This is a genomic window from Flavobacterium sp. GSA192 (genome assembly GCF_006386525.1).
In the GTDB taxonomy this organism is placed as follows: domain Bacteria; phylum Bacteroidota; class Bacteroidia; order Flavobacteriales; family Flavobacteriaceae; genus Flavobacterium; species Flavobacterium commune.
Map to the genome: position 1 here is coordinate 113,924 of NZ_VAHC01000003.1, position 23,188 is coordinate 137,111.

At 33.4% G+C, this 23,188-nt stretch carries 22 protein-coding genes; 7 read left to right on the forward strand and 15 right to left on the reverse strand.

The window, feature by feature from the left end:
- Positions 1-72: 72 nt before the first annotated feature.
- The 4 genes from FDM27_RS07345 to nhaA all read right to left on the reverse strand — a co-directional run bounded on the left by FDM27_RS07345 (position 73) and on the right by nhaA (position 5,475).
- Complete coding sequence (locus FDM27_RS07345) at positions 73-2,049, reverse strand: DUF349 domain-containing protein (RefSeq protein WP_140485786.1); 1,977 nt, start codon at positions 2,047-2,049, stop codon at positions 73-75.
- Positions 2,050-2,367: 318 nt separating this feature from the next.
- Complete coding sequence (locus FDM27_RS07350) at positions 2,368-2,979, reverse strand: alpha-ketoglutarate-dependent dioxygenase AlkB family protein (protein ID WP_071185703.1); 612 nt, start codon at positions 2,977-2,979, stop codon at positions 2,368-2,370.
- Between the two features lie 28 nt (positions 2,980-3,007).
- Entirely contained in the window at positions 3,008-4,318 is a 1,311-nt protein-coding gene (locus tag FDM27_RS07355; protein ID WP_181161646.1) for a TIGR00341 family protein, read from the reverse strand.
- A complete protein-coding gene (nhaA, locus tag FDM27_RS07360) occupies positions 4,318-5,475 on the reverse strand; it encodes a Na+/H+ antiporter NhaA (protein ID WP_255510503.1) in 1,158 nt (385 codons plus the stop codon). Before nhaA ends, FDM27_RS07355 begins: the two co-directional genes overlap by 1 nt.
- 391 nt (positions 5,476-5,866) lie before the next feature.
- Between nhaA and yaaA the strand changes: the two genes are divergently transcribed.
- Complete coding sequence (gene yaaA, locus FDM27_RS07365; protein ID WP_140485788.1) at positions 5,867-6,625, forward strand: peroxide stress protein YaaA; 759 nt, start codon at positions 5,867-5,869, stop codon at positions 6,623-6,625.
- 73 nt (positions 6,626-6,698) lie between these two features.
- Here the strand turns inward: yaaA and FDM27_RS07370 are convergent, their stop codons facing one another.
- From FDM27_RS07370 to FDM27_RS07385, 4 genes are all read right to left on the reverse strand, one after another.
- Positions 6,699-8,111, reverse strand: a complete 1,413-nt coding sequence (locus tag FDM27_RS07370) for a family 43 glycosylhydrolase (protein WP_140485789.1) — start codon at positions 8,109-8,111, stop codon at positions 6,699-6,701.
- A 15-nt stretch (positions 8,112-8,126) separates the two neighbouring features.
- The gene (locus FDM27_RS07375) at positions 8,127-9,497 is read right to left on the reverse strand and encodes a glycoside hydrolase family 28 protein (protein ID WP_140485790.1); all 1,371 of its coding nucleotides are present in this window, start codon (positions 9,495-9,497) and stop codon (positions 8,127-8,129) included.
- Between the two features lie 185 nt (positions 9,498-9,682).
- Positions 9,683-10,117: a carboxymuconolactone decarboxylase family protein gene (locus FDM27_RS07380; RefSeq protein WP_140485791.1), complete on the reverse strand. Its 435-nt coding sequence runs from the start codon at positions 10,115-10,117 to the stop codon at positions 9,683-9,685.
- Positions 10,118-10,184: 67 nt separating this feature from the next.
- Complete coding sequence (locus FDM27_RS07385; RefSeq protein WP_140485792.1) at positions 10,185-10,760, reverse strand: Crp/Fnr family transcriptional regulator; 576 nt, start codon at positions 10,758-10,760, stop codon at positions 10,185-10,187.
- A 152-nt stretch (positions 10,761-10,912) separates the two neighbouring features.
- Between FDM27_RS07385 and FDM27_RS07390 the strand changes: the two genes are divergently transcribed.
- Positions 10,913-13,444: an ATP-binding protein gene (locus FDM27_RS07390; RefSeq protein ID WP_140485793.1), complete on the forward strand. Its 2,532-nt coding sequence runs from the start codon at positions 10,913-10,915 to the stop codon at positions 13,442-13,444.
- A gap of 10 nt (positions 13,445-13,454) precedes the next feature.
- Here the strand turns inward: FDM27_RS07390 and FDM27_RS07395 are convergent, their stop codons facing one another.
- The 5 genes from FDM27_RS07395 to FDM27_RS07415 all read right to left on the reverse strand — a co-directional run bounded on the left by FDM27_RS07395 (position 13,455) and on the right by FDM27_RS07415 (position 16,673).
- Entirely contained in the window at positions 13,455-13,655 is a 201-nt protein-coding gene (locus FDM27_RS07395; protein ID WP_140485794.1) for a DUF6132 family protein, read from the reverse strand.
- Positions 13,652-13,957, reverse strand: a complete 306-nt coding sequence (gene trxA, locus FDM27_RS07400; protein WP_071185710.1) for a thioredoxin — start codon at positions 13,955-13,957, stop codon at positions 13,652-13,654. The genes FDM27_RS07395 and trxA overlap by 4 nt, the downstream gene beginning before the upstream one ends.
- Positions 13,958-13,977: 20 nt before the next feature.
- A complete protein-coding gene (locus tag FDM27_RS07405; RefSeq protein ID WP_140485795.1) occupies positions 13,978-14,814 on the reverse strand; it encodes a methyltransferase domain-containing protein in 837 nt (278 codons plus the stop codon).
- A gap of 142 nt (positions 14,815-14,956) precedes the next feature.
- Positions 14,957-15,175, reverse strand: coding sequence for a DUF2892 domain-containing protein (locus FDM27_RS07410; RefSeq protein WP_071185711.1), 219 nt, complete (start codon positions 15,173-15,175; stop codon positions 14,957-14,959).
- A gap of 79 nt (positions 15,176-15,254) precedes the next feature.
- Positions 15,255-16,673 carry an MBL fold metallo-hydrolase gene (locus tag FDM27_RS07415; RefSeq protein WP_140485796.1) on the reverse strand — a complete coding sequence of 473 codons (1,419 nt, stop codon included), beginning with the start codon at positions 16,671-16,673 and terminating at the stop codon, positions 15,255-15,257.
- 192 nt (positions 16,674-16,865) lie between these two features.
- On the opposite strand from FDM27_RS07415, the gene FDM27_RS07420 reads away from it, so the two are divergent.
- From FDM27_RS07420 to kdsB, 4 genes are all read left to right on the forward strand, one after another.
- Positions 16,866-18,197: a cytochrome ubiquinol oxidase subunit I gene (locus FDM27_RS07420; protein ID WP_140485797.1), complete on the forward strand. Its 1,332-nt coding sequence runs from the start codon at positions 16,866-16,868 to the stop codon at positions 18,195-18,197.
- A gap of 122 nt (positions 18,198-18,319) precedes the next feature.
- Positions 18,320-19,396, forward strand: coding sequence for a cytochrome d ubiquinol oxidase subunit II (cydB, locus tag FDM27_RS07425; protein ID WP_140485798.1), 1,077 nt, complete (start codon positions 18,320-18,322; stop codon positions 19,394-19,396).
- Positions 19,397-19,454: 58 nt separating this feature from the next.
- Entirely contained in the window at positions 19,455-19,958 is a 504-nt protein-coding gene (locus FDM27_RS07430) for a hypothetical protein (protein ID WP_071185715.1), read from the forward strand.
- A gap of 73 nt (positions 19,959-20,031) precedes the next feature.
- Positions 20,032-20,757 (forward strand): 3-deoxy-manno-octulosonate cytidylyltransferase, encoded by a 726-nt coding sequence (gene kdsB / locus FDM27_RS07435; protein WP_071185716.1) that lies wholly within the window; start codon positions 20,032-20,034, stop codon positions 20,755-20,757.
- 105 nt (positions 20,758-20,862) lie between these two features.
- On the opposite strand, the gene FDM27_RS07440 is transcribed toward kdsB, so the two are convergent.
- Positions 20,863-21,528 (reverse strand): spermidine synthase, encoded by a 666-nt coding sequence (locus tag FDM27_RS07440; RefSeq protein ID WP_140485799.1) that lies wholly within the window; start codon positions 21,526-21,528, stop codon positions 20,863-20,865.
- Between the two features lie 130 nt (positions 21,529-21,658).
- Between FDM27_RS07440 and FDM27_RS07445 the strand changes: the two genes are divergently transcribed.
- Positions 21,659-22,660, forward strand: coding sequence for a hypothetical protein (locus FDM27_RS07445; RefSeq protein ID WP_140485800.1), 1,002 nt, complete (start codon positions 21,659-21,661; stop codon positions 22,658-22,660).
- A gap of 56 nt (positions 22,661-22,716) precedes the next feature.
- Here the strand turns inward: FDM27_RS07445 and FDM27_RS07450 are convergent, their stop codons facing one another.
- Positions 22,717-23,187 carry a helix-turn-helix domain-containing protein gene (locus FDM27_RS07450; RefSeq protein WP_071185719.1) on the reverse strand — a complete coding sequence of 157 codons (471 nt, stop codon included), beginning with the start codon at positions 23,185-23,187 and terminating at the stop codon, positions 22,717-22,719.
- Position 23,188 lies beyond the last annotated feature (1 nt).

A 23,188-nucleotide genomic window follows, 5' to 3' on the forward strand; every position in this document is an offset into this window, starting at 1 on the left:
ATCTAGTTCCTAGTGTCTGTTTTTTGAATTTCTAACTTTCCACTTCTAACTTCTAACTTCTAACTTTTCCTGTTATTCCTGATTTAGATTTCTAAGTTGTTTTAGTTTTTCTTTCCAGGTATCTAAACTTTCTTTGTGGATAGCAATATTTTTGCGAACTTCCAGAACAATGGAGTTTTCTTTTTTAGCATTTTTAGTATTAGTAAAAAACTGAATATTGTTTTCCAATTGGAAAATTTCGTTCTGAACTTCCTCGATTTTACGAATGATAAAAATCTTTTCGTTTTCTAATTTTCGATTATCGCCGCCTTCGGAAAGATTCTCAATTTTGTTTGCAAAACGCATCATATCCGAATCTTTTTTACTCAAGCTTAGTTTGTCAAAAAGTGCATCCAGTATTTTATTGAATTTTCCTTCGATATGTCTTCGGGTAAAAGGTACTTTTCCAAAAGATTTCCAAGTTTCAATATGCTGTTTTATAGCGTCTAAATCGGTTTTGTGTTCACCTATTAGTTGAAATTCTTTTAAAGACTCCAAGTAAGCTTTCTTTTTGTCAAAAGCTTCCATTTCCCCTGCATTTTCTTCGCTTTTTTGTTCTTTTAACCGATCAAAATAGTGGTTACAGGCTTCTTTAAATTCAGCCCAAACTTTATCAGAATATTTTCTTGGAACATGACCTATTTTTTTCCAGTCCTCCTGAATTTGTTTCATGATAGGAGTAGTGGCTGCAAAATCGTCACTTTCTTTTAGTTCATTTGCTTTGGCAACAAGTGCATTCTTTTTGGTAAGATTCTCGTTTTGTTCTTTTTTAATGTCTTTGTAAAATGAATTTTTAAAAGTATTAAAATTTTTAACAGCGGTTTTAAAAGCTGCCCAGGTCGCTTCGTTCACATCTGTAGGTACTTTTCCTGTAGAGAAAAAGCTTTCTCTCAAGGCTTCAACTTTTTCTATTTGAACTAACCATTGAGGATGAGCATTTACTTTTATAGTGGCTAACTCTTCAATTTGAGCAATAATAGCATTCTTTTTTTCCAGATTTTCTTGCTCAGTTCCTCTTATTTTTTCAAATAAAATTTCGCGTTTGTCGTGCATTTTTTTAGTCAAATCACTAAATTGATTCCAAATAACATCGCGATGTTCTCTGGAAACAGGTCCAATTTCTTCTTTCCAAATACGGTGTAAATCCTGTAATTCTCTAAAAGCTTTGTTGATATCCTGTTCGTGAAGTAATTCTTCTACACGGGCAATAATTTTTTGTTTTTGCTCTAAATTGTGTTTGAAATCCAAATCTCTGGCTTCACGATCTAAATGCAGATAATCATAAAAATTCTCAACATGAAAATGATAGTTGTTCCAAACGTGGTTGTATTTGTCCTTTGGGATTGATCCTGCATTTTTCCAGCGTTCTCTTAATTCGTTGAAATGTTTTAGGGTATCCTTGATGTTTTCATTAGGATTAATTAGTTCTTTTAGCTCTTCAACAATTGCTAAACGGATTTCTAAATTGGTTTTTAGATTGTTTTGTAAACTTTTAAAATGGGTGTTTTTATTATCCTTATATAAATTATAAAGTTGGTCAAATTTAGATTTTAAAGGAAAATGATATTGAAATTCTTCTGTTGTGTCCGGGTTTTCGGTATGAAAACCTTCTTTTTTCTCTTCGATAAAATGATTGTATTTTGAGAAAAAAGCTTTTTTAATTTCTTCAACATGGTCACGTATTGACATGACTTTTTCATTTGAAACCAGTTTTTGCAATTCATTTACTAATGCCTCCATTGATAGTGTATCGTAATCGAGCATTGGAATTTCATGACGGGCTTTTAAGGTTTCGTCCTCATGTTCTTCAGCATTAGAAGCCTCAATTTCGTTCAAAGCCTGTTGCTTTTCGCATATTTCTGTTGCTTCATCCGCCTCTTCTATGGCTGGGTTATTATCCATTTCAGGATTAGTTGTAGCTTGATTGTTCGCTTGAACATCAGTGGCTAAGTTTCCTCCGTCTGACTCATTCGGTGACTGAGGCAGGTTATCATTCGTTGCTTCTAACATTTTTTTAAATGTTTAAGGTTGTTTAAATTGGTTAAATCGATTGGAAAGATACTAAAGGTCTGTTGAAAAACAAAATAAAAGCTTTGTTTATTAGTTGGTTTCCTTAAAAAAAGGATTGCTTTTAAGTGATTTTTGTAGTTTTTTTACATTATAAATAAGTTTTTTAGTTCTTATTAAAAATAAACTGACTCGGGGCAGAGCCCACGTGGTATTAGAAAAACAACTGCAGATTCGCAGATTTTCATATTATAATCTGCGAATCTGCGGTAAAAAACGAAGCAGAGCTTCCAGGAAATTAAACCTAAAGAGATTAAAACTTTATTGTGAAACTATAGTTCTAAAAGTCAGGTTAATTCTGGGTTTGTTAATCTTTGTAGTAGGAGGAAGGCGGTGTAGCCAGTGTGTCTGGGTTTGGTCTTTCATAACCAGAAGACTTCCGTGTTCTAAGATTAGGGAAACATTCTCTTTGGTAGTTTTGTGTTTAAAGGCAAATTTTCTTTGGGCACCAAAACTCAATGAAGCAATCGCTCCGTTTTTCTTTAAATCTTTTTCAGCATCGCTATGCCAGGCCATACCTTCATTGCCATTGTGGTATAAATTGAGCAAACAGGAATTGTAGGTTTCTCCTGTTTTTTCTTCTGTTAAGGCTTTTAATTCCAGCAGTTCCGGAGTCCATAGAAGAGCTTCTTTGGTAATTTTTGAATAGCTGTATTTAAAGTTGGTATCAGCATACCAGGCCACTTTTCGTTTGGTAGTAATGAGTTGACCAAAAATAATGGCTTCGTCATTTTTCCATTCGATATTTTCCATTAAACGATTAAAAAAATAATCTGCTTTGGCATAATCCATGATTTTTCCATAGTACAATACTGTTCCGTCTTGGGGTAGTAGATTAGTGTTTGGATTAAATTCAGGATTAAATAGATCCATAATTTTTACTATTTAGTTCTTAATAGAGTTATTGGTCTTGTCGGTAAATTTCGAACTGTTTTTTAGATAATCGTTTTTGCAACCAGAGTATTAATTTTATTTTATCAGATGTCTTAATCTCTTTTTTACTCTGATATATAAGTACCGGAACAACTTTTAGACTATCGGTATTTTCATTAAAACGATGATTTGAAATAGAGATATTTTCAATAGCAGGGAATAAAATTTTTATCTCGGCTAATAATGCTTTGTTTTCAAAATGATTAGCTTCTATTTGTTTCTTTAAATTTAAAATAGTGATGTCTTTTTGACTTAAAGCTGATTTGTTGGAATTAATTTCGTTTAGAATATCATTTTTTAGATCAGTAGTGTCTTGTTTGATGATGAGTTTGGTATTGTATAGCTCGTAATTTTTTAAATTGTTATTGAGTTCCTTGATTTCTTGTGCTGTAAAACGTTTGGAAAGAAATCCTAATTCAAGAGTTTTAGGATTTTTATTGAATTTAGTTTTTTGATAAACTATTGTGATTCCTTTTTCGGTAAATTCTTTTTCGGTAAAAAGAGTAATTTGCTGTTTGTATTTTTTTTCTTCAAATAACTGATAAGCAAAATAAATGCTGGGAATAATAAAAATAATCAATAAGAAGGTGATGTAATATTTAACTCTTTTTTGGTGTTTTTCATCCAATTGTTTTTTGATTGGATAGTTTAGAAATTTGACAATAAAAAAAGTTGAAATACAAATAAAAATGCAATTGATGGAATAGAGGTATAATGCTCCTAAAAAGAATTTAAAGTTGGCTGTTGCCAAACCGTATCCTGCCGTACATAAAGGAGGCATCAAAGCGGTAGCAATGGCAACTCCCGGAATAGGGTTCCCTTTTTCGACTCTGGTAATTGCAATTGCACCTACTAAGCCTCCAAAGAAAGCAATAAGGATGTCATAAATATTTGGTGACGTTCTGGATAAAAGTTCGGGTTGTGCTTCTTTGAACGGACTGATGTAGAAATAAACAGTTGAGACCAATAAACTTACAATGGTTGCAATTAAAAGGTTTTTTAAAGACCTTTTCAATAATCCAAAATCATATATTCCAAGTCCAAAACCTGCTCCAACAATCGGTCCCATCAATGGAGAAATAAGCATTGCACCAATAATAACAGCAGTAGAATTGACATTTAAACCAACTGAAGCTACTACTATGGCACAGGCTAAAATCCATAAGTTAGAACCTCTAAAGGAGACATTTGTTTTTACATTGTCTAAAACTTTAGATTTGTCTTCTTCTCCTTTGTCAAGATTAATATAGGCAATAATTTTGTTGATTATATGGCTCATTATTTTTTCTTTAAGTTCAGTTTTAATAACATAAAACCAATACAACCGGCAATTAATGATGCAATTAGAATGATAAATTTAGCATTGTTAATGATATGATGGTCAGTAAAAGCCAGTAAGGTTACAAAGATGGACATAGTAAAACCTATTCCACCCAGAAATCCTACGCTAATAATAGTTTTCCAGTTTAGATCTTTAGGTAGTTTACAAAGACCAATTGCAACAGCCAGAAAGCTAAATAAAGCAATTCCAATTGGTTTCCCTATTATTAAACCTAACATGATTCCTTTACTGTAATCTAAATTCAACGCAGATACAATATCAGGACTTAGAACAATGGCAGTGTTAGCTAAAGCAAATATAGGAAGGATAATGAAAGCAACCGGTTTGTGTAAAAAATGCTGTAATTTATACGAAATACTATTTTTAGTTCCGTCTCCAAAGGGAATTACAAATGCTAGTAACACACCGGTAATAGTGGCATGAATTCCGGAATTTAACATAAAATACCACATAACAACTCCTCCTGCCAGATAAGGAATCAGATTGTGAACTTTCATTCGGTTAAGGATGAATAAAAAGAGTAAAATTCCTAAGGCAATAGCCAGATTAGTCCAAAAAATAGTGCTGGTATAAAAGAATGCAATTACTAAAATTGCCCCTAGATCGTCAATGACAGCCAAAGCAGTCAAAAATATTTTTAATGATAACGGTACCCGATTACCTAATAAAGAAAGAACACCTAGTGCAAAAGCAATATCGGTGGCCATTGGGATTCCTGCTCCTGACTGTGTTGCCGTTCCGTAATTAAACATGAGATAAATACCCGCCGGAACCAGTATACCGCCTAAGGCAGCAAAAATAGGTAATAAAGCCTCTTTGATATTTGATAATTCGCCTATGTAAACTTCTCGTTCCAGCTCTAATCCAATTAATAAAAAGAAAATAGTCATCAAACCATCGTTAATCCAGTATTCAAGACTTTCAGTCCCTATTTGCATGTGCCAGGTGTGTAAATATTGGCTTGAAAAAAAGGAATTAGCAAGTAGTAAGGAAATCAGCGTACAACCAATTAAAACAAGTCCACTGGATTTTTCATTTTCAAAAAAATCTTTAAAAAGTTCTGATTGGTAAAGGCGTTTAATGGATGTTCTCATGTAAATTTGAATTATTATTGTCATTTAGTTAAAAAAAGGACTTTTTTTACTTGTATATTTATTAAAAATGTAGATATAAGCAAAAATAACAAAATTAAAAGTAAAGAGTTGTTGTCAAAATGATAATGTTTTATTTTTATTTTTTTTCTAAAATAAAAAAAATGAGAAATAATTGAGTTCCTTTTTATTGAATTGTTGCAATAATTTTTGAATACAATTTTATCCCGTAAAAACATAGTTGGTTTTAATTCTTTTTAAATGAGTGTTTTAGATGGTATTTGTTTTTTGTTTTCATAGCTTTTTCATAAAACTATTATAATTCGCGCTTATTAATTTGTTTCCAATTAGTATTTTTGAATGGAATAACAAAAGTCCAACAAACTGAACCTAAATGAAAATAGTAATATCACCCGCTAAATCTCTGAATTTTGAAAAAGAATTGCCTACAAGCCAGTTTTCTCAACCTTTATTCTTAAAAGAGTCCAGACAAGTTCATAAAGTATTGAAACAACAATCGCCTAAGGATTTATCCGAATTGATGTCTATTTCAGATAAACTGGCTGATTTGAACTGGCAACGAAACAAAGAGTGGAAAACACCTTTTACACCTGAAAATGCCCGTCCTGCCGTTTATACATTTGATGGTGATGTTTATACCGGTTTAGATGCTTACTCAATTCCTGTTGAAAAACTCGAAATACTGCAAGACAAATTAAGAATTTTATCGGGTTTGTATGGAATTTTGAAACCATTGGATTTAATGCAGGCCTACCGACTCGAAATGGGAACGAAATTGCCTATTGAGGATAAAAAAAATCTTTACGAATTTTGGAAAACAACTTTAACTCACTTCTTAAATAAAGAATTGAAAAAAGACGAATTGTTTGTTAATTTGGCCAGTAACGAATATTTCTCGGCAATTGATGCCAAATCCCTGAAAGTTCCTGTAATTACTCCGGATTTCAAAGATTATAAAGATGGAAAACTGAAGATGATTAGTTTTTTTGCTAAAAAAGCAAGAGGAATGATGGTGCGTTACATTATTGACAATCATGTCGAAACCATTGACGAACTTAAAGGTTTTGATTACGAAGGCTATCAGTTTGATGCTAATTTATCCAAAGGAAATCATTTGGTTTTTACACGATAAAAAAAATCCCCAAAAACTAGATTGACCCCAAAAAGTTAGATACTATTTGGGGATTTTTTTGTTTTAGAGCGGTTTAATTTTTAACGATGATTTTGTCAACAGAAACAAAATTGCCTGTGCTTCCAAAACCTGTTCCGTCTTTTTTGTACCAATTTCCGTGTTCTCCCACTACAGTAACCGTTATGTTATAACTTCCTTTTGTTAAAACCGGGCTAAGGAATTTCAAAGAGTTTTCGGTGTATTTGCAATACATATCAATTGTGGACGATAGTATTGTTTTCCCTTTTTTGTTTTTGATAACAATAGCTGCATAACCGCCATCTACTTTTGAAGTGCCATAAAAACCAACTTGTGTTCCTTTAAAATCAACCGAAAAAGAAGCTCCTTTAGCATCAGATTGACTTATTTTGGACGATTTATCTTGCGACCAATTTCCTGAATACTGAATCGCTTTGGTATTGGTATTTTCAATTTCGATACCGTTTATCGTTGATGTAGACCAGGTACCTTTTGCTAAATCAATTTGCCAACTTTGTTTATAATCCGGAAGTGAAATACTGGTTTCGGTTACTAAAAGCGGTTGCCAGACATAAGTGGCCGCTGAATTTTGACGAGGATAAGCCCAGCGGTCTCCCATGAACAGATAAGTTGTGTCTTTTGAACCGACTATTGGAAGTACAAATGTGGATTGCGAATTCCAGGTTAATGAATTTTTAGGGGCGAAAATACCTTGAGATTTCCAAGGTCCTTTTAGAGAAGGAGCTGTAAAATAATAATTGTCGTTTCGTTCCCATGAAGTTAGTTCAGATCCCAACCAAAAATAAGTATTGCCTTTTTTGATTATTACCGGAGCTTCGCAATGCGATGTCATGTCTTTTACCAATTGCTCCGTTACACTTTTGTAATCATCGCTCAGTTTATACAAATTTCCAGAATGTGTAATAATGTAACCGCTGCCATCAGCATCCTGAAAAGTACCCATATCCCATTTTTTGATAGGTTTACCTTCAAAAAGCACAGGCCCTTGAAAAGTATATTCGCCATTGATGGTTTTAGAGGTGGCATAACCTACATATTGGTCTTTGTATTTCAGGTCATCAGCGTGCATGTACATGATGTATTCGCCTGTTTTAGGACATTTCATTACTTTTGGTCTTTCGCCAACACGATCAGGACCCAAAGCCCCTGATTTTTGTACAGCTAATGCCATTTTTTCAAATTTCCAGTTGTATAAATCGGTTGAAGAATAACAACTAAATCCATTAAAAACATTATTATCGTCGCTTTTGTATTCTCCAAAAAGGTAGTATTTGCCGTTGTCTTTTACAATATTGGCTCCATGTGCACTTACCACATTTCCATTATTGTCAAACCATGGAATTCCCGAATAAATAGCGTCAATTTTTCCTTTTTGGGCTACTGCCAAAGTAGAAATGGTGAAAAATGCTATTGTTAGAATGGTGTTTTTATAGTTTTTTTGAAACATAAAATAGGTGTTTGATTACTTAACTTTAAAGTTTAAAACGTTTTCACTAATGTGTTTTTCTTCTCCTTGAATGGTTTCGGCAGTGACATTTTTAAGAGAAATGTTTTTTATAGGTAATTCTTTTTCACCTTTAATTCGGGAAATAAATTTCACGTTTTTAGCTGTAACATTTTTTAGAAAAACATTAGAAATAGGAGTCAGGCGACGTTCAACTGTTGGGACTAAATTTTTCCATTGGTACAAAACATCGGTTTCAATGCCAAGTACTCCAAAATCCATTTTGCTTCCTTTGATATTTTGTACATAAATATTTTTTACATAACCGCCCATACGTTCATTGGTTTTAATGAATACCAAATTGAACATTTTTGCTCCATCCAATACCTCGCAATTGTCTATAAAAACATTTTCTATTCCGCCTGATAATTCACTTCCTACAGCTAATAATTGGTGTCCGTTTTTAATGATACAGTCGCGAATGATTAAGTTTTTAGTTGGAGTTTTAGACCGCCATCCTTCGGGATTTCTACCTGATTTTGCAGCAATGGCATCATCACCCTGATCGAAAGTTACCTTTTCTACTAAGATATTCTGACTCATTTCAGGATCAAAACCATCGTTGTTATGACCATGGGCATAGATGTTTAGATTTCTAACAATAATATCCTTAGAAAGGTACATGTGAACCGTCCAAAACGGACTATTAGTTATTGAAATTCCATCCAATAATATATTTTCACTTCTGTTAAATTGAATAAATTGCGGACGAAGATTAGCCGTATCGTTGACCATCACACGCTGTTCAACAGGAACATTTTGACCTGATAAATTGTACAGTCTTTTTAAACTATTCATGTGACCTGCGGGACGACCAGCCCATTTTTTCCAAAAATCCATCTTAGCCTTAATACCACCTTCGCCGGTAATAGCGATGTTTTTACATTGGTAAGCATAAATTAACGGGGAATAATTGTAACATTCCAATCCTTCCCAGGTAGAATGAACAGCAGGTAAATAATCGTTTGGATTATCGGAGAAAAGCAGCAAAGCACCTTTGTTTAAATGTAAATTGACATTGCTTTTAAAGTGGATTTTTCCGGTAAGCCATTCTCCTTCCGGAATTACAACAATTCCGCCTCCCGCTTTGTTAGCAGCATCAATAGCTTTAGCGATAGCTTGGGAAGTTTTGTCCTGATCTCCTTTGATAGCACCAAAATCAGTGATTAAAAATGTGGCACATTTACTAAAGTCTGGGGTTTTAATCTTAGTGGTTCCAAATGGCGCTTTGACTTTTGTTTCTTTTTGGGTTACTTTAGGGGGATCAATTTGGAAAGCATGAATAGAAAGTGAAAAAATTAAAGAGGCAAACAGAATAAAATTTTTCATTTATAGTTAATTTGGTTAATTTTTAAAAACTGAAATAAAGTAACTGAATTTGAATTACTCAGTTTAATTTATAATAATTAACAAATATATAAAAGCCTCTTTTTTTGGGTGTCCTGTTTAGAAAACAGATACCCCGTTTAAAATGTTTCTAACGGGGTAGTTTTTGTTATTCTTTAGCTAATTGATTACTTAGCAGGTTCTAATTGAGTACTTATCGCAATTCTGTTCCAGGCATTGATGGTAACTACTGCCATGATAATTTGTGCAATTTGGTTTTGGTCGAAAAAATGTTCGGCTTTTGCGTAAGTTGCATCCGATAATCCTTTGTTAGTAATCAAAGTGATTTCTTGGGTAATAGCTAAAATTACTTTTTCTTTTTCGGTAAATAATTGGGTTTCGTGCCATGCATTTAGCAGAAAAATGCGTTGGGTAGTCTCTCCGTATTTAAGGGCATCTTTAGTGTGCATGTCGATACAAAAGGCACAACCGTTAATTTGAGAAGCACGGATTTTAATTAATTCTTTCTCGATTTTAGATAGTTGAATAGTAGCTAAATAACCTTCTAAGGCATACATGGCTTTAAAAGCTTGGGGCTCTGTTTCGTTGATGTTTACTCTCATTTTTTATAGTTTTAAATTTTAATAGAGCAAAGTTCAGCAATAAGAAACAGTAAAAACTTAAACTGGTTTAAGAACGCTTTTTTTTCCTGATTTCGCTTAAATATTCAGGGGAGAATCCGAGAAAAGAAGCAATGAGGTATTGTGGAATGCGTTGGACAAATTCGGGTTGGCTTTTACAAAGTTGTTCGTAAAATTCTTCTTTTGTAAAATCATATAGATATTTTATTCTCATTTGCGAAGCGGCATAAGCACGTTGATAGATGAATCTAAAATAGCGCTCCATTTTAGGAAATTTTTTTAAAAGTTTTTCCTGAGCATCACGCTCGATAAGCATTATTTCTGATTTTTCGACGGCCTGAATGTAAAAAGAGGTTGCTAATCCGTGTTCGTAGGCAATGTTATCGGTAATCCACCAGTTTTCTATGGCAAATTCGGTGGTTTGTTCAATTCCTTTGTCGTTGATAAAAAACTTTCTCAAACAGCCTTCAAGAACAAAAAAATGCGATTTGCAAATAGCGCCTTCTATAAGTAGGTTTTCTTTTCTTTTAACTTCTATAACTTTAAAAAAAGGAATGATGGCTGCAAACTCTTCTTCGTTGATTTGGATAAACTTTTCTAGATGAAGTCTGAATATTTCGAACATTATTTTTTAAAAAGGTGTTTTTAAGACTGTAGTTTTCCAAATTTAAGCATAAAAAATAGTTTTAGCACTATATTTTTTGTTAATGTCCGGGACTTTTTTTAATTCCAAATGTGTATATTTATCAGTAAATACATTGACTTAGACATGATTGTATGGAAGACAAAAAAACTACTTATGACGAATTATTAGTTAAGATAAAAAATCAGGAGCAAAAGATGAATAAAGCCAAGCGCTTGTATCTTTTTGTGAGTAGAATTAATCAGTTAATTGTTCGTATTCAGGATAGAAAACAGTTGTTTCAGGAAGTTTGTGATGTTGCTATCGAAGTTGGTAAATTTAAAATGGCCTGGATTGGTTTGATTAATCCGGAAACTAAAGAAGTACTTCCGGTGAGTGTAGCTGGAGATCATCAGGATTATTTGTCAATAGTTAAAACTATTTCTCTTAGTTCTAAACAAAAAGGAGGTACAGGCCCCGCAGGAATTGCTATGCGAACAGCAAAATACAAGTTATGTAATGCTATTGAAGATGATCCAATTATGGAACCCTGGCGGGAAGAAGCATTGAAGAAAGGTTTTTTGTCAGTAATGGCTTTGCCTATTAAAATGTTTGACAAGGTAATAGGTGTTTTTGTTATTTATGCAGCTGAAAAAAATTACTTTGATGACGAAGAGATACAATTACTAGACAATGCAACTTCTGATGTTTCTTTTGCCTTAGAGTTTTTCGAAAAAGAAAAAATGCGAAAAAGAGCTGAGGAGGCGGTTGCTCAAAGTGAAAAACGATTCCATACTCTAACTGAGGTTTCTCCGGTAGGAATTTACAGAACCGATTTAACAGGAGCAACTACTTATGTCAATCAACGCTGGACACAAATTGTAGGCATCAACTTTGAGCAATCCATGGGCAGCGGATGGTATTTAGCTATTCATCCTGACGATCAGGTTAAATTATTTGATGAATGGAAAAAAGTAGTTAAAAACAGAGAAAAGTCATTGTTAGAATATCGTTTTGTTAAACCCGACGGAACAATTGTTTGGGTGATAGGTCAGGCAACTCCCGAAACAAATGCAGAGAATCAAATTATTGGTTTTATTGGGACAATTACGGATATAACGGAGCGTAAACTGGCTGAAGATAAATTTTTGAGTGCAAATAAAAAGCTCGAAGCCATAATTCAGGCTATTCCTGATATGATTTTTGAAATAGGCCTGGATAGCATTATTTATAATTATCATTCTCAAAACACCAATAGTTTGTTAATGCCTGTAGAACAGTTTATAGGCAAAAAAATTCCGGATGTACTTCCTCCCAATGCGGCTCAAACCTGTTTATATGCTTTAAAAGAAGCTTCCGAAAAGGGCTTTTCTAACGGAGAGCAATATACTTTGGAAATGCCGGATGGTCTTCATTGGTACGAACTGTCGATTGCACCCATGAAGGAAGAAGCAAACAAAGAATCTCATTTTATATGTATTTCCAGAGATATTACTGAGCAACATAAAATGAATGAAGAGATTCAAAAATCCAAAGAACAAGCCGAAGCTGCCAATAAATACAAAACCGATTTCTTAGCCAATATGAGTCATGAAATTAGAACTCCGCTCAATGGAATTATTGGTTTTACTTCGTTGTTAATGGAGACTAAATTAGAAGAAAAACAACAAAAATACATGTCAACCATAAATGAATCAGCGATGACATTGATGGATATTGTGAATGATATTTTGGACTTTTCTAAGATTGAAGCAGGAAAATTAGAACTTAAAATTGAAGAAGTAGATCTTTTTGCATTGACAAATCAGATAATTTCATTATTTAAATACCAGGCAACTCAAAAGCAAATTGATCTGATTTTGAATATTGATGCTAGTGTACCTCAGTTTGTTTTTGTTGATCTTTTACGATTAAAACAGATTGTAGTTAATTTATTAGGCAATGCCATCAAGTTTACCCAAAAAGGGCAAATACGATTGGATATTGAAGCTTTATTGCCTATTGAAGCTGATTATGTCCATCTTAGTTTTTCGGTAAAAGACACAGGAATAGGAATTAATCCAAAGAATCGAGATAAAATTTTTCACTCCTTTGTGCAGGAAGACAATTCAACAAGTCGTCAATTTGGAGGCACCGGATTAGGATTGGCTATTTCCAATCAGCTTTTAGAGTTGATGGATTCTAAATTACAATTAGAAAGTATTCCGGGAGAAGGAAGTAATTTCTATTTTTGCATTACTTTAAAAAAATCAAATTTTAAAATTCAACATCAATCACAATCAGAGAAAATGACTGTAGCGAAGCCAATTCCCGGAAGCAAGAAAGTTTTAATTGTAGAAGACAATAAGATTAATATGTTTTTGGCCAAAACACTGATTCAAAAAATTATTCCTGATTGCTCTATTTTAGAGGCTTTTGATGGGGAGCAAGCCGTTGAGCAATACAAAATCCAACAACCGGATATTATTTTGATGGATATTCAAATGCCTAATAAAAACGGTTTTGAGGCCACTTATGAAATTAGAAAAATCGAAGAAAACTCATTTACACCTATTGTTGCCCTGACTGCAGGAATATTTATTGAAGAAAAAGAAGAATGTTTAAAATCAGGGATGAATGATTATATAACAAAACCCATCATCCCATCTGATTTAGAAATTGTACTCAATAAATGGTTAGTGGGGTAATAAAACTTAATCAAAAATTTTTTTTTTCGGTTTTTATCAATGAGTTAGAGAGTAATCCGCCTATTAAGGCACCGTAGAGGGTGGCATTAATAGGTTTTGAAGTGATGACACAAGTTCCTGTAATACATCCCACATAGTGGTAATACAAATAGCCGGCTACTGCGCCAATTAATATTCCTACGAGTGTGATTATGATTGTTTTTTTGTTCATTTTATGCTTTTTTCAGAAATAACATTGATAATTGCATTTTTATCTAAAACTCCCGATTGTCTCCACAATTGCTTTCCGTTTTGGAATAAAATCATTGTAGGAACTCCACGCACCTGATATTGCGCAGCAACTTGCTGGTTTTTATCGACATCAATTTTTATAATGGAAATTTGCTCTCCTAATTGGTCTTTGACTTCTTTTAAAATCGGACTCAACATTTTGCAGGGACCACACCAGGTAGCGAAAAAATCGACTAAAATGGGTTTTTCAGATTGAATTAATTTATCGAAATTACTGTTCATAGTTGGGATTGTTAGTTGTTTTAGGATTCGATTTGGAGTATTTTGTATTTTTCGTCATAAGAGACTATTGTTTGTAGTTCCTGTAGCGGGATTTCTTTTTTGCTGATAATTAAAACTTCGGAAAAGTCAGTACTCATACTTACATTTAAAACCTCGTTAATGGCTGAAAATTTTGTTGACACAGTTTCCATACAACCGCTACAAGTAATTCCTTCGAAGCTATAAAGGCGAACCTGAACAGTACTATCCTTTTTAAATTCAAAAAACAACTCTGAATTTTTTCGTGGTTCTGCCGAATTTTTTGCCATTTCTAATTTTGTGAAAACAAAAGCCTCTTTAAAAAGCATTTCATATTCGTTTTGGCTTCCGCCAAAAGGAGGACTCACATCAAAAGTTCGATTGAACAATAATCCCGAAAGTATTCCGCCATCAACTAGAAGCTGGTGCATTTTCCAAACGTATTTTTGACGTAAAAATGGTGGTAATGCACAGAAAAAAGTTTGTTCGATAATGAGATCATATTCTCCTTGATGTTCAAAAAAATCACCTAATACAATCTTGATATTCGGATTATCAGCAAATTTTTGTTGCAGCATCGCTACTAATGTTGGCGCAATATCAATAACAGTAATATTGGTAAAACCTTTTTCTAAAAGATATTCGGCTTCATAAGTGTTGCCACATCCTGGAATTAAAATGCGGGATTCTTTGTTTACTAATGAGTCGATATAATTTTGAATAGGAGGGGCAATTGCACCTAAATCCCATCCGGTTGCCTGAGCTTTGTACTGCGTATCCCAATATTTCTGATCTAAAGGACTTTCGCAAGATATAGTACAGCATTGTTCATTATTCATACAGTAATATTTTTATATTTTAAAAGCTTATTCATGACATTCGTATTTTTATCAAATGTCATGAAAGCATAGTTATGCAGAGTTACAAAAGATTTTGTAACCCAAATTTCATCTCTTAATTTTGTTGCTTTTAAGCATCTAATTAGCTTAGTTTTTCTTTATTCTTTTTGTAAGTATCAATTCCCCAGGGAGTATAAAAAGGGCAAAAATTGATTCCTACAGTAATTAATAACATTCCGGCAAAAGCCATTGCAGCAATTCCTAAATTCCCCGGAATGTTTCCTGTAAAATACAATACTGCAATTGCTACTGCAATAGTCACACGGATTGTTTTGTCTGTTTTTCCCATATTATGTTTCATGATTTCTAGAATTTAAGGGTTAAAAATACTGGCTAATCATAATACAAATTTAAGGATTAATCGTCTTAAAATCAATAATTTAGTTGTTTAATGTTTTGCTTTGGCATACAAAATCAGTTTTAGGAACAGTCGTTTTTGCAATAGCATTAAAACCACCTTCAATCTCGGTAAAATTTCTAAAACCTCTGGCTTGTAAAATAGATGCAGCTATCATACTGCGATATCCTCCGGCACAGTGCAGATAAAAATTTTCCTGTGGATTGATATCTTTAATCCAATCATTGATATAAGCTAATGGTTTTGAATATGCTTCTTGAACATGTTCGGCAGCGTATTCACTTTCTTTACGAACATCGATAATTTTGCTTTCGCCAATTTTTACTTCATGGGCAAATTGTTCTGCTGGAATTCGATTGATGGTGTCGATTTCAAATCCTGCTTCCTCCCAGGCTTTAAAACCACCTTTAAGATGACCAATAATGTTATCAAAACCTACACGGCTCAGGCGGGTTACGGTTTCTTCTTCCTGATCAATTTCGGTAACTAAAATAATAGGTTGTTTTACATTGGCTATCAACGCACCTACCCAGGGAGCAAAATCGCCTTCGATACCAATATTAATGGACTGCGGAATAAAACCTTTGGCAAAATCAGTATTTTTACGGGTATCTAAAATTAAAGCACCAGAATCTTCAGCAACGGCTTCAAAATCTTTGGCTTCAATGGCTTTCATTCCGTGGTTTAAAACCGATTCAAAACTTTCATATCCCTGTTTGTTCATCGCTACATTCATTCCAAAATAAGCTGGTGGAGGAAGTAATCCGTCGGTTACTTCTTTGATAAATTCAGTTTCGGTCATATTAGCTCTCAAAGCATAATTAGTGGCTTTTTGATTTCCAATGGTCGAAACAGTTTCTTTACTCATATTTTTACCGCAGGCACTTCCGGCTCCATGTGCAGGATATACAATTACATCATCCGGCAAAGTCATGATTTTATCTCTTAATGAATGGTATAAAGTTGCTGCTAATTGTTCCTGAGTCATGTGAGCGGCTTTTTGTGCCAAGTCAGGTCTTCCTACATCGCCAATAAATAAAGTATCACCGGAGAAAATAGCATGTTTTTTGCCATTTTCATCAATTAGCAAATAAGTAACACTTTCCATGGTGTGCCCCGGAGTGTGTAAGGCTTGTATTGTAATGTTTCCAATGTTGAATTCCTGACCATCAGTTGCAATAATAGCGTCAAATTCAGGTTTGGCAGTTGGCCCATATACAATTGGAGCCGCAGTTTTTTTGCTCAAATCCACATGTCCTGAAACAAAATCGGCGTGGAAATGGGTTTCGAAAATGTATTTTAGTTTGACCTTATCACGTTTTAAACGATCTAAGTAAGGTTGAATTTCACGCAAAGGGTCTATAATTGCCGCTTCGCCATTTGAAGTAATGTAATAAGCACCTTGAGCAAGGCATCCAGTGTATATTTGTTCGATTTTCATAATCACTATTTTAATTTGATGTAACAAAGATAAAGTTTGCCTGAGCGGGATATAGTGACTAAAGTTACAGAAAGAATTTTAATTGTCAGTTTTCTAAAAATGGAGAAAAAAAGTAAATTAAAATGGATTTTTCATGAGGGTTTTTAGAGGCATTTGAATTAAATTTGGGCTATTAAAAAAAACTCCTTTCCAATGGAAGAAATGCTCTTTTATGACCGAATGCAATTTGCGTTTACCATTACCTTTCACTATTTATTTCCGCAGTTAACAATGGGACTTTCGTTAATCATTGTTTATTTCAAATGGAAATTCTTAAAAACAAACGATCCACATTACAATAAAGCCACACATTTTTGGATGCGCATTTTTGCACTCAATTTTGCTATGGGTGTAGTTACAGGAATCCCAATGGAATTTCAGTTTGGAACCAATTGGGCTAAATTTTCGGAACTAACAGGTGGGATTATCGGGCAAACTCTGGCTATGGAAGGCATGTTTTCATTCTTTCTGGAGTCTTCTTTTTTAGGGATGTTTTTATTTGGTGAAAAAATTCTTGGACATCGATGGCATTTTGTAACCGGATTATTGATTTGTTTGGGTTCCTGGGCCAGCGGATTTTTGATTATTGCTACGCATTCCTGGATGCAGCATCCGGTGGGTTACGAAGTATTGGAAAACGGAAAATTTGTATTGACTAATTTTTCGGCTTTGTTTACCAATGTGTGGTTGTGGCCTTCGTATTTACACAATCAAATGGCATCTATGGTTACCAGTTCTTTTGTAGTGGCAGGAATTGGAGCTTTTTATATTTTGTTAAACAAAAATGTTTCTTACGGAAAATTGTTTTTGAAAACAGGAGTTGTTTTTGGATTGATTTCGAGTATTATTGTTGCGATGCCAACAGGAGATTTATTGGCTAAAAACGTGGTGAAACATCAGCCGGTAACTTTTGCGGCTATGGAAGGAATTTTCCATACGGAGAAAAAAGGAGCCGAAATTGTTCTTATTGGGCAGCCAGACGTCAAAGACAAAAAACTGGATAATAAAATTGCAGTGCCCAATGTATTGAGTTTTTTAACTTATGGTAATTGGGATACCGAAGTGAAAGGATTAGACCAATTTCCTGTAGACAAACATCCAACTAATATTTCGGGATTGTACTATGCTTATCATATTATGGTGGGTTTAGGAACGCTTTTTATTGGCGTGATGGTATTGGCCGCTTTTCAATTGACTCGAAAACAATTGTTTCAAACCAAATGGCTTTTGTGGGCGTTTTTATTCCTAATGCCATTTCCTTATATCGCCAATATTACGGGCTGGTACACGGCAGAATTAGGTCGCCAACCTTGGTTAGTGTATGATTTATTGCGCACTGCCGATGGGGCTTCACCAACGGTTTCCTCCGGGAATACCTTATTTACGCTGATGGGGTTTGTAGGTTTGTATGCCTTGTTAGGAATGTTGTTTGCTATTTTAGTTGGAAAAATTATTTATCACGGTCCTGAACCAAAACATTCTTAAATTTTTTTTAAATAAACCATTAAGAAGTTAAGCTTAATTAAGTATTAATTTTTCTTAATTTCTTAATGGTTTAAAATGAATTTATAAAATATTTATTTGTCAAAAAATATAAAAAATAAACTATGGAATTCTTTTGGTATGTTGTATTAATTGGCATTTTGGCGACTTATTTAGTGCTGGATGGTTACGATTTTGGAGCGGGAATTATTCATTTGTTTTTTGCCAAAACTGAAAAAGATAAAAAAGCAATTACAAATGCTATTGGACCTTTTTGGGATGCCAATGAAGTGTGGCTGATTGCCGCAGGTGGTGTTTTGTTTTATGCTTTTCCTACCTTGTATGCAGCTTCGTTTAGCGGATTTTATTTACCGTTAATGATGATTTTATGGTTGCTTATTTTTAGAGCGGTAGGATTAGAATTGCGAGGCCAAATTCACAATCAGATGTGGGAAGCAGTTTGGGATAAAGCTTTTGGAATTGCTAGTTTCTTGTTGGCTTTGTTTTTCGGAATGGCATTAGGAAACGTTGTTCGCGGTGTAAATCTCGGGATGGTAACGAATGGTGTTTCTACTCAGGAACCGCATTTTTTCTTCCTGCCGTTGTGGAATCCTAGTTTCAGTCCGGAAGCGGCTGAACTAGGAATTATCGACTGGTTTACGCTTTTTCTGGGCGTGGTAAGTGTAGTGGCTTTGATGATTCATGGCGCCAATTGGATTATTTATAAAACCAATTCGTCGTTGAATGCGCAATTAAAAAATGTGGTTTACAAAATGAATTTTGTTCTGTTGGCATTGGTAATTGTTTCACTTTCTGTTTGGCATATAATTGAGAAAAAACCTTTCCATAATTTTATTGATAACCCCATCCTTTTTATTTTTCCGCTGATTACATTTGTGGGTTTGTTTGGGTTATTTAAAGTCAGAACTTTTAAGAAAGATGGCACCGGATTTTTGTTTTCGACTCTTTTCCTCGTTGGCGGATTTACATCTACAACAGCTTCTATTTTTCCGGTCGTATTGCCTTCAACTAATAACGTTAATCCTTCTTTGACCATTTACAATGTTGCCAATGGCGAATATGCATTATCAGTAGGTATATATTGGTTTGCTATTGCATTAGCTTTGGTAATTGGCTATTTTATTATTCAATACAAAGTCTTTAACGGGAAAATGGATGATGTGGGTTATGGGGAGCATTGATTTTACGAAGTTTTGATTGTAAATAGGTTTAAGATTTAACTAAAGTGTTTTTAATAAAATGAGAAGGTTTCTATTGCTACTATTAGGTCTTTTTATTATGATTTCATGTAATGAGAACAAGAAAAAAGATATAGAGAAATCAAATGTTGTTAACAGAAAAATAATTATTTCAAAAGATAAGAAATCTAAAGATTTGTTATCAGCAGTAAATAGCGACACTTTAGTTATTAATTATAAATGTGCAGTAATATACGAGCCAACAGAAAAGAGTATTCAAAGGAGTAAAAAAGATGTTAATGAAGAAAACTTTGATATTGGTTTAGATGATGTTCTTTTTTATATCAGTGAATCCACAGAATATTTAGAATCAAAGAAAATAAAAGTTATTACAACTGAAAATAATAAAATTTTGAAATTCAATTCAAATGATAAAAATATGACAATTATAAATCTTGATTTGGAAAAAGAAATGTTTGGAATTTATTTATTTGACCCAAAACAAAAACCAAAAAAGGTTAATATAATAGACATAAGTGATGAATTTGAATCTTATATGAAATAAAATATGATTATCTAAAACAACTAATTTTAATATATCTTTGCCACTTTCTGCCTTTTGGCAAAATCAATATCAAATGAATATAATAGCAGTCATTCCCGCCCGTTACGCTTCCACAAGATTCCATGCTAAATTAATGCAGGATCTTGGCGGAAAAACAGTCATTTTAAGAACCTATCAAGCCGCAGTAAACACTAATTTGTTTGATGATGTTTTTGTAGTAACGGATTCGAATTTAATTTTTGACGAAATTGTTGCTCATGGTGGAAAAGCCATTATGAGTATCAAAGAGCATGAATCGGGGAGTGACAGGATTGCTGAAGCGGTTGAAAATCTGGATGTGGATATTGTTATCAATGTACAGGGAGACGAACCTTTTATCAATGCCGAACCTTTAAAAGAAGTAATCGAAGTTTTTAAAAACGATTTGGATAAAAAAGTAGATTTAGCTTCGCTGATGTATGAAATCAAAGATGAGGAAGAAATCAACAATCCTAATAATGTAAAAGTGGTGGTGAATCAAAACAATTTTGCCTTGTATTTTTCACGTTCGGTTATTCCGTATCCAAGAGAGCAAAATGTGGGTGTGCGTTATATGAAACACATTGGGGTGTATGCTTTTAGAAAACAGGCTTTGTTGGATTTTTATCATTTGCCAATGAAATCTTTGGAAGCTTCTGAAAAATTAGAGCAACTACGCTATTTAGAATTTGGCAAACAAATTAAAATGGTCGAAACTACTCATGCCGGAATTGGTATCGATACCAAAGAGGATTTAGAAAAAGCCCGAAAAATTGTTTAGTTCTTGAGTGAACGTTTTTTTTTTTTTTTGCCACGAATTCACGAATAAAAATATAATTTGTGAATTCGTGGCTTTATTTTTAAGAACAGTGTTTGTTCTGTTTTTTTAATCTAATTTTTCAATCACAATTAATTCGTTATGTATTTCAACTCTTGGAATTGTTTTGATTGAAAAATATTCTGTTTTAAATTCGTTAATCAATTTTTGATTGCGAAGATTCTCTTCAGGGTTCAGAAGCATCGTGTTGAAAAGGATAAAACCTTTACTTTTTAATAAAAAGCAAATTCTGTCTATAAAAAAAGATTCGAATAGGAAATTTGGCATTTTGGTATCCTGAAAAATATCAACAATAATTAAATCGTATTTATCTTTAGTTTTTAAAACAAATTCAAAAGCATCATCAATTACTATATTGAGTTGCGGAATTTTATCCAATTTAAAATATTGATTTGCTATTTTTATCATTTCGGCATCAATTTCAACTCCTGTAATTTTTCCTGAAAACTGAATGTCGTCCACCAAAGTTTTGATGACACTTCCTCCGGCAACACCAAGTATTAAAATGGATTCCATCTTTTTTATTTTGGCAAAGCCAATATTTTTCAAACCTAATTTCAAAATGCGTTGCAAACTTCCGTATGAATAATTAGTGTTTAGGGAATCCATAACTAAATCACCATTAGCCCAGGTAATTTCTATAGATTGGCTCAAAGCCGATTTTTGGCTATAAATTTTTATAGGGTAGAAATAGCTAAGTAATCGTTTAATCATGAATGGCTTTTTATCAAAAATAGCTTTTATATTTTTAAACTAAGGATGGATTTTCTGTAAAAAAAATATAATTTTTTAAAACCGAGCAATTGTTTTTTTCGTAGATGATATAAACTTTAAAATTATAGTTATGAAAAATCTACTCTTCTCTTGTGCTATTGTAGCAATGTCATTTGTTTCCTGTGATAATGATGATACTCCAATGAGTAATCCCGAATTGACAATGGTAACATCAAGTAATACTTCAGGAAAAGTAACTTATGTTAATTTATTAGAGCCAACTGCAATGGTAAAGTCATTTACTATCTCCTCTTTAGATGCTGAGGGAATTTCGTATAATCCTAAATCAGATACGTTAATTGTTGCTTCTCGTACTAATAATAGACTGGAGGCTTATTCGGGGGTTAAAGCTGCTGCAATATCGGGTTCTACTTCGCTAACATTGTCTCTGAACGGTTCTAATCTCGATTTTACTAATGCCAGGGAAACAGCGGTTTCGGGAAACAAAATTATTGTTGCTCAGGATGAGTCGGTTTCAAATGGCCTGGTTAATAAACTATTGGTTTATCAAAAAACTTCGTCAGGATTTACGCTTTTAAATTCTTATACCGTTAATTTTAAATTATGGGGAATACACATGGAAGGTAACGATCTTTATGCTGTGGTAGATTTAACGGGAGATATTGTTCAGTTTAAGAATTTTATGAGTAATACTTCCGGAGCTATAACAGCTACTAAACGTGTTACTATTGAGGGGCTTGTAAGAACGCACGGAATTACGTATTCAGCCAAAGATAATTTAATGGTTTTGACTGATGTTGGGGCTGCTGCTTCTGATTCTGATGGCGGATTGATTTTTATCAAAAATTTCATGAGTGTTTTTGCAGCTACAGCTAATATGGGAACTATTAATATGAGCAACCAAATTAGGATTTATGGTCCTAACTCGCAATTAGGAAATCCGGTAGATGTGGGTTATGATTACGTTAGCAATACGACTTATGTGGCAGAGCGATTAAATGGAGGAGGAAAGGTTTTGAGTTTTGCTCAAGCAACAGTATCTGCTGATGCTACACCTTTGACTGTAAGATCAGAAGCTGGTGTAACTTCAATTTTTGTTATAAGAAAGTAGAAGTAGGTTTTACTTGTTTTGAATAGTCCTAAATGTGAATAAAAAAGCATTTAGGGCTATTTTTTTTGATTTGGATTAAAGGTTTTAAAAGTGCCGTCTTTATAGAAAAACACTATTTTTTCAATATCTTCTTCAAATAAATTTTTAATCATTTCATTTGAATGTTGGGGTAAAGTAGTTTTTGTTTCTTCGATAATACTTTTCGAAAATAAATCTTCAGCAATAGCAGGGTTTGGATTTATTGATAAAGGAATGGAAGTGGAGTTGATTGTTGATTCTGATTCAGTTGCTGTCAAATTGTTTTTAGGAAAATCACCTTTGCCATTTAAAATCCAATACAAATCTACTTCAGGATACACATCCAGAATTTTGAGGATAAAATCCAGACTTGGTTTATTTCTTCCCGAAAGGAGATGGGATAAACTGGAGCGTTGCACACCAATTCTATCGGCAAATGCAGAAGCGTTGATGCTGTAATAATCCAGTATAATTTCGAGTCTTTTTATAAAATCGTCAGTGTTTACCATT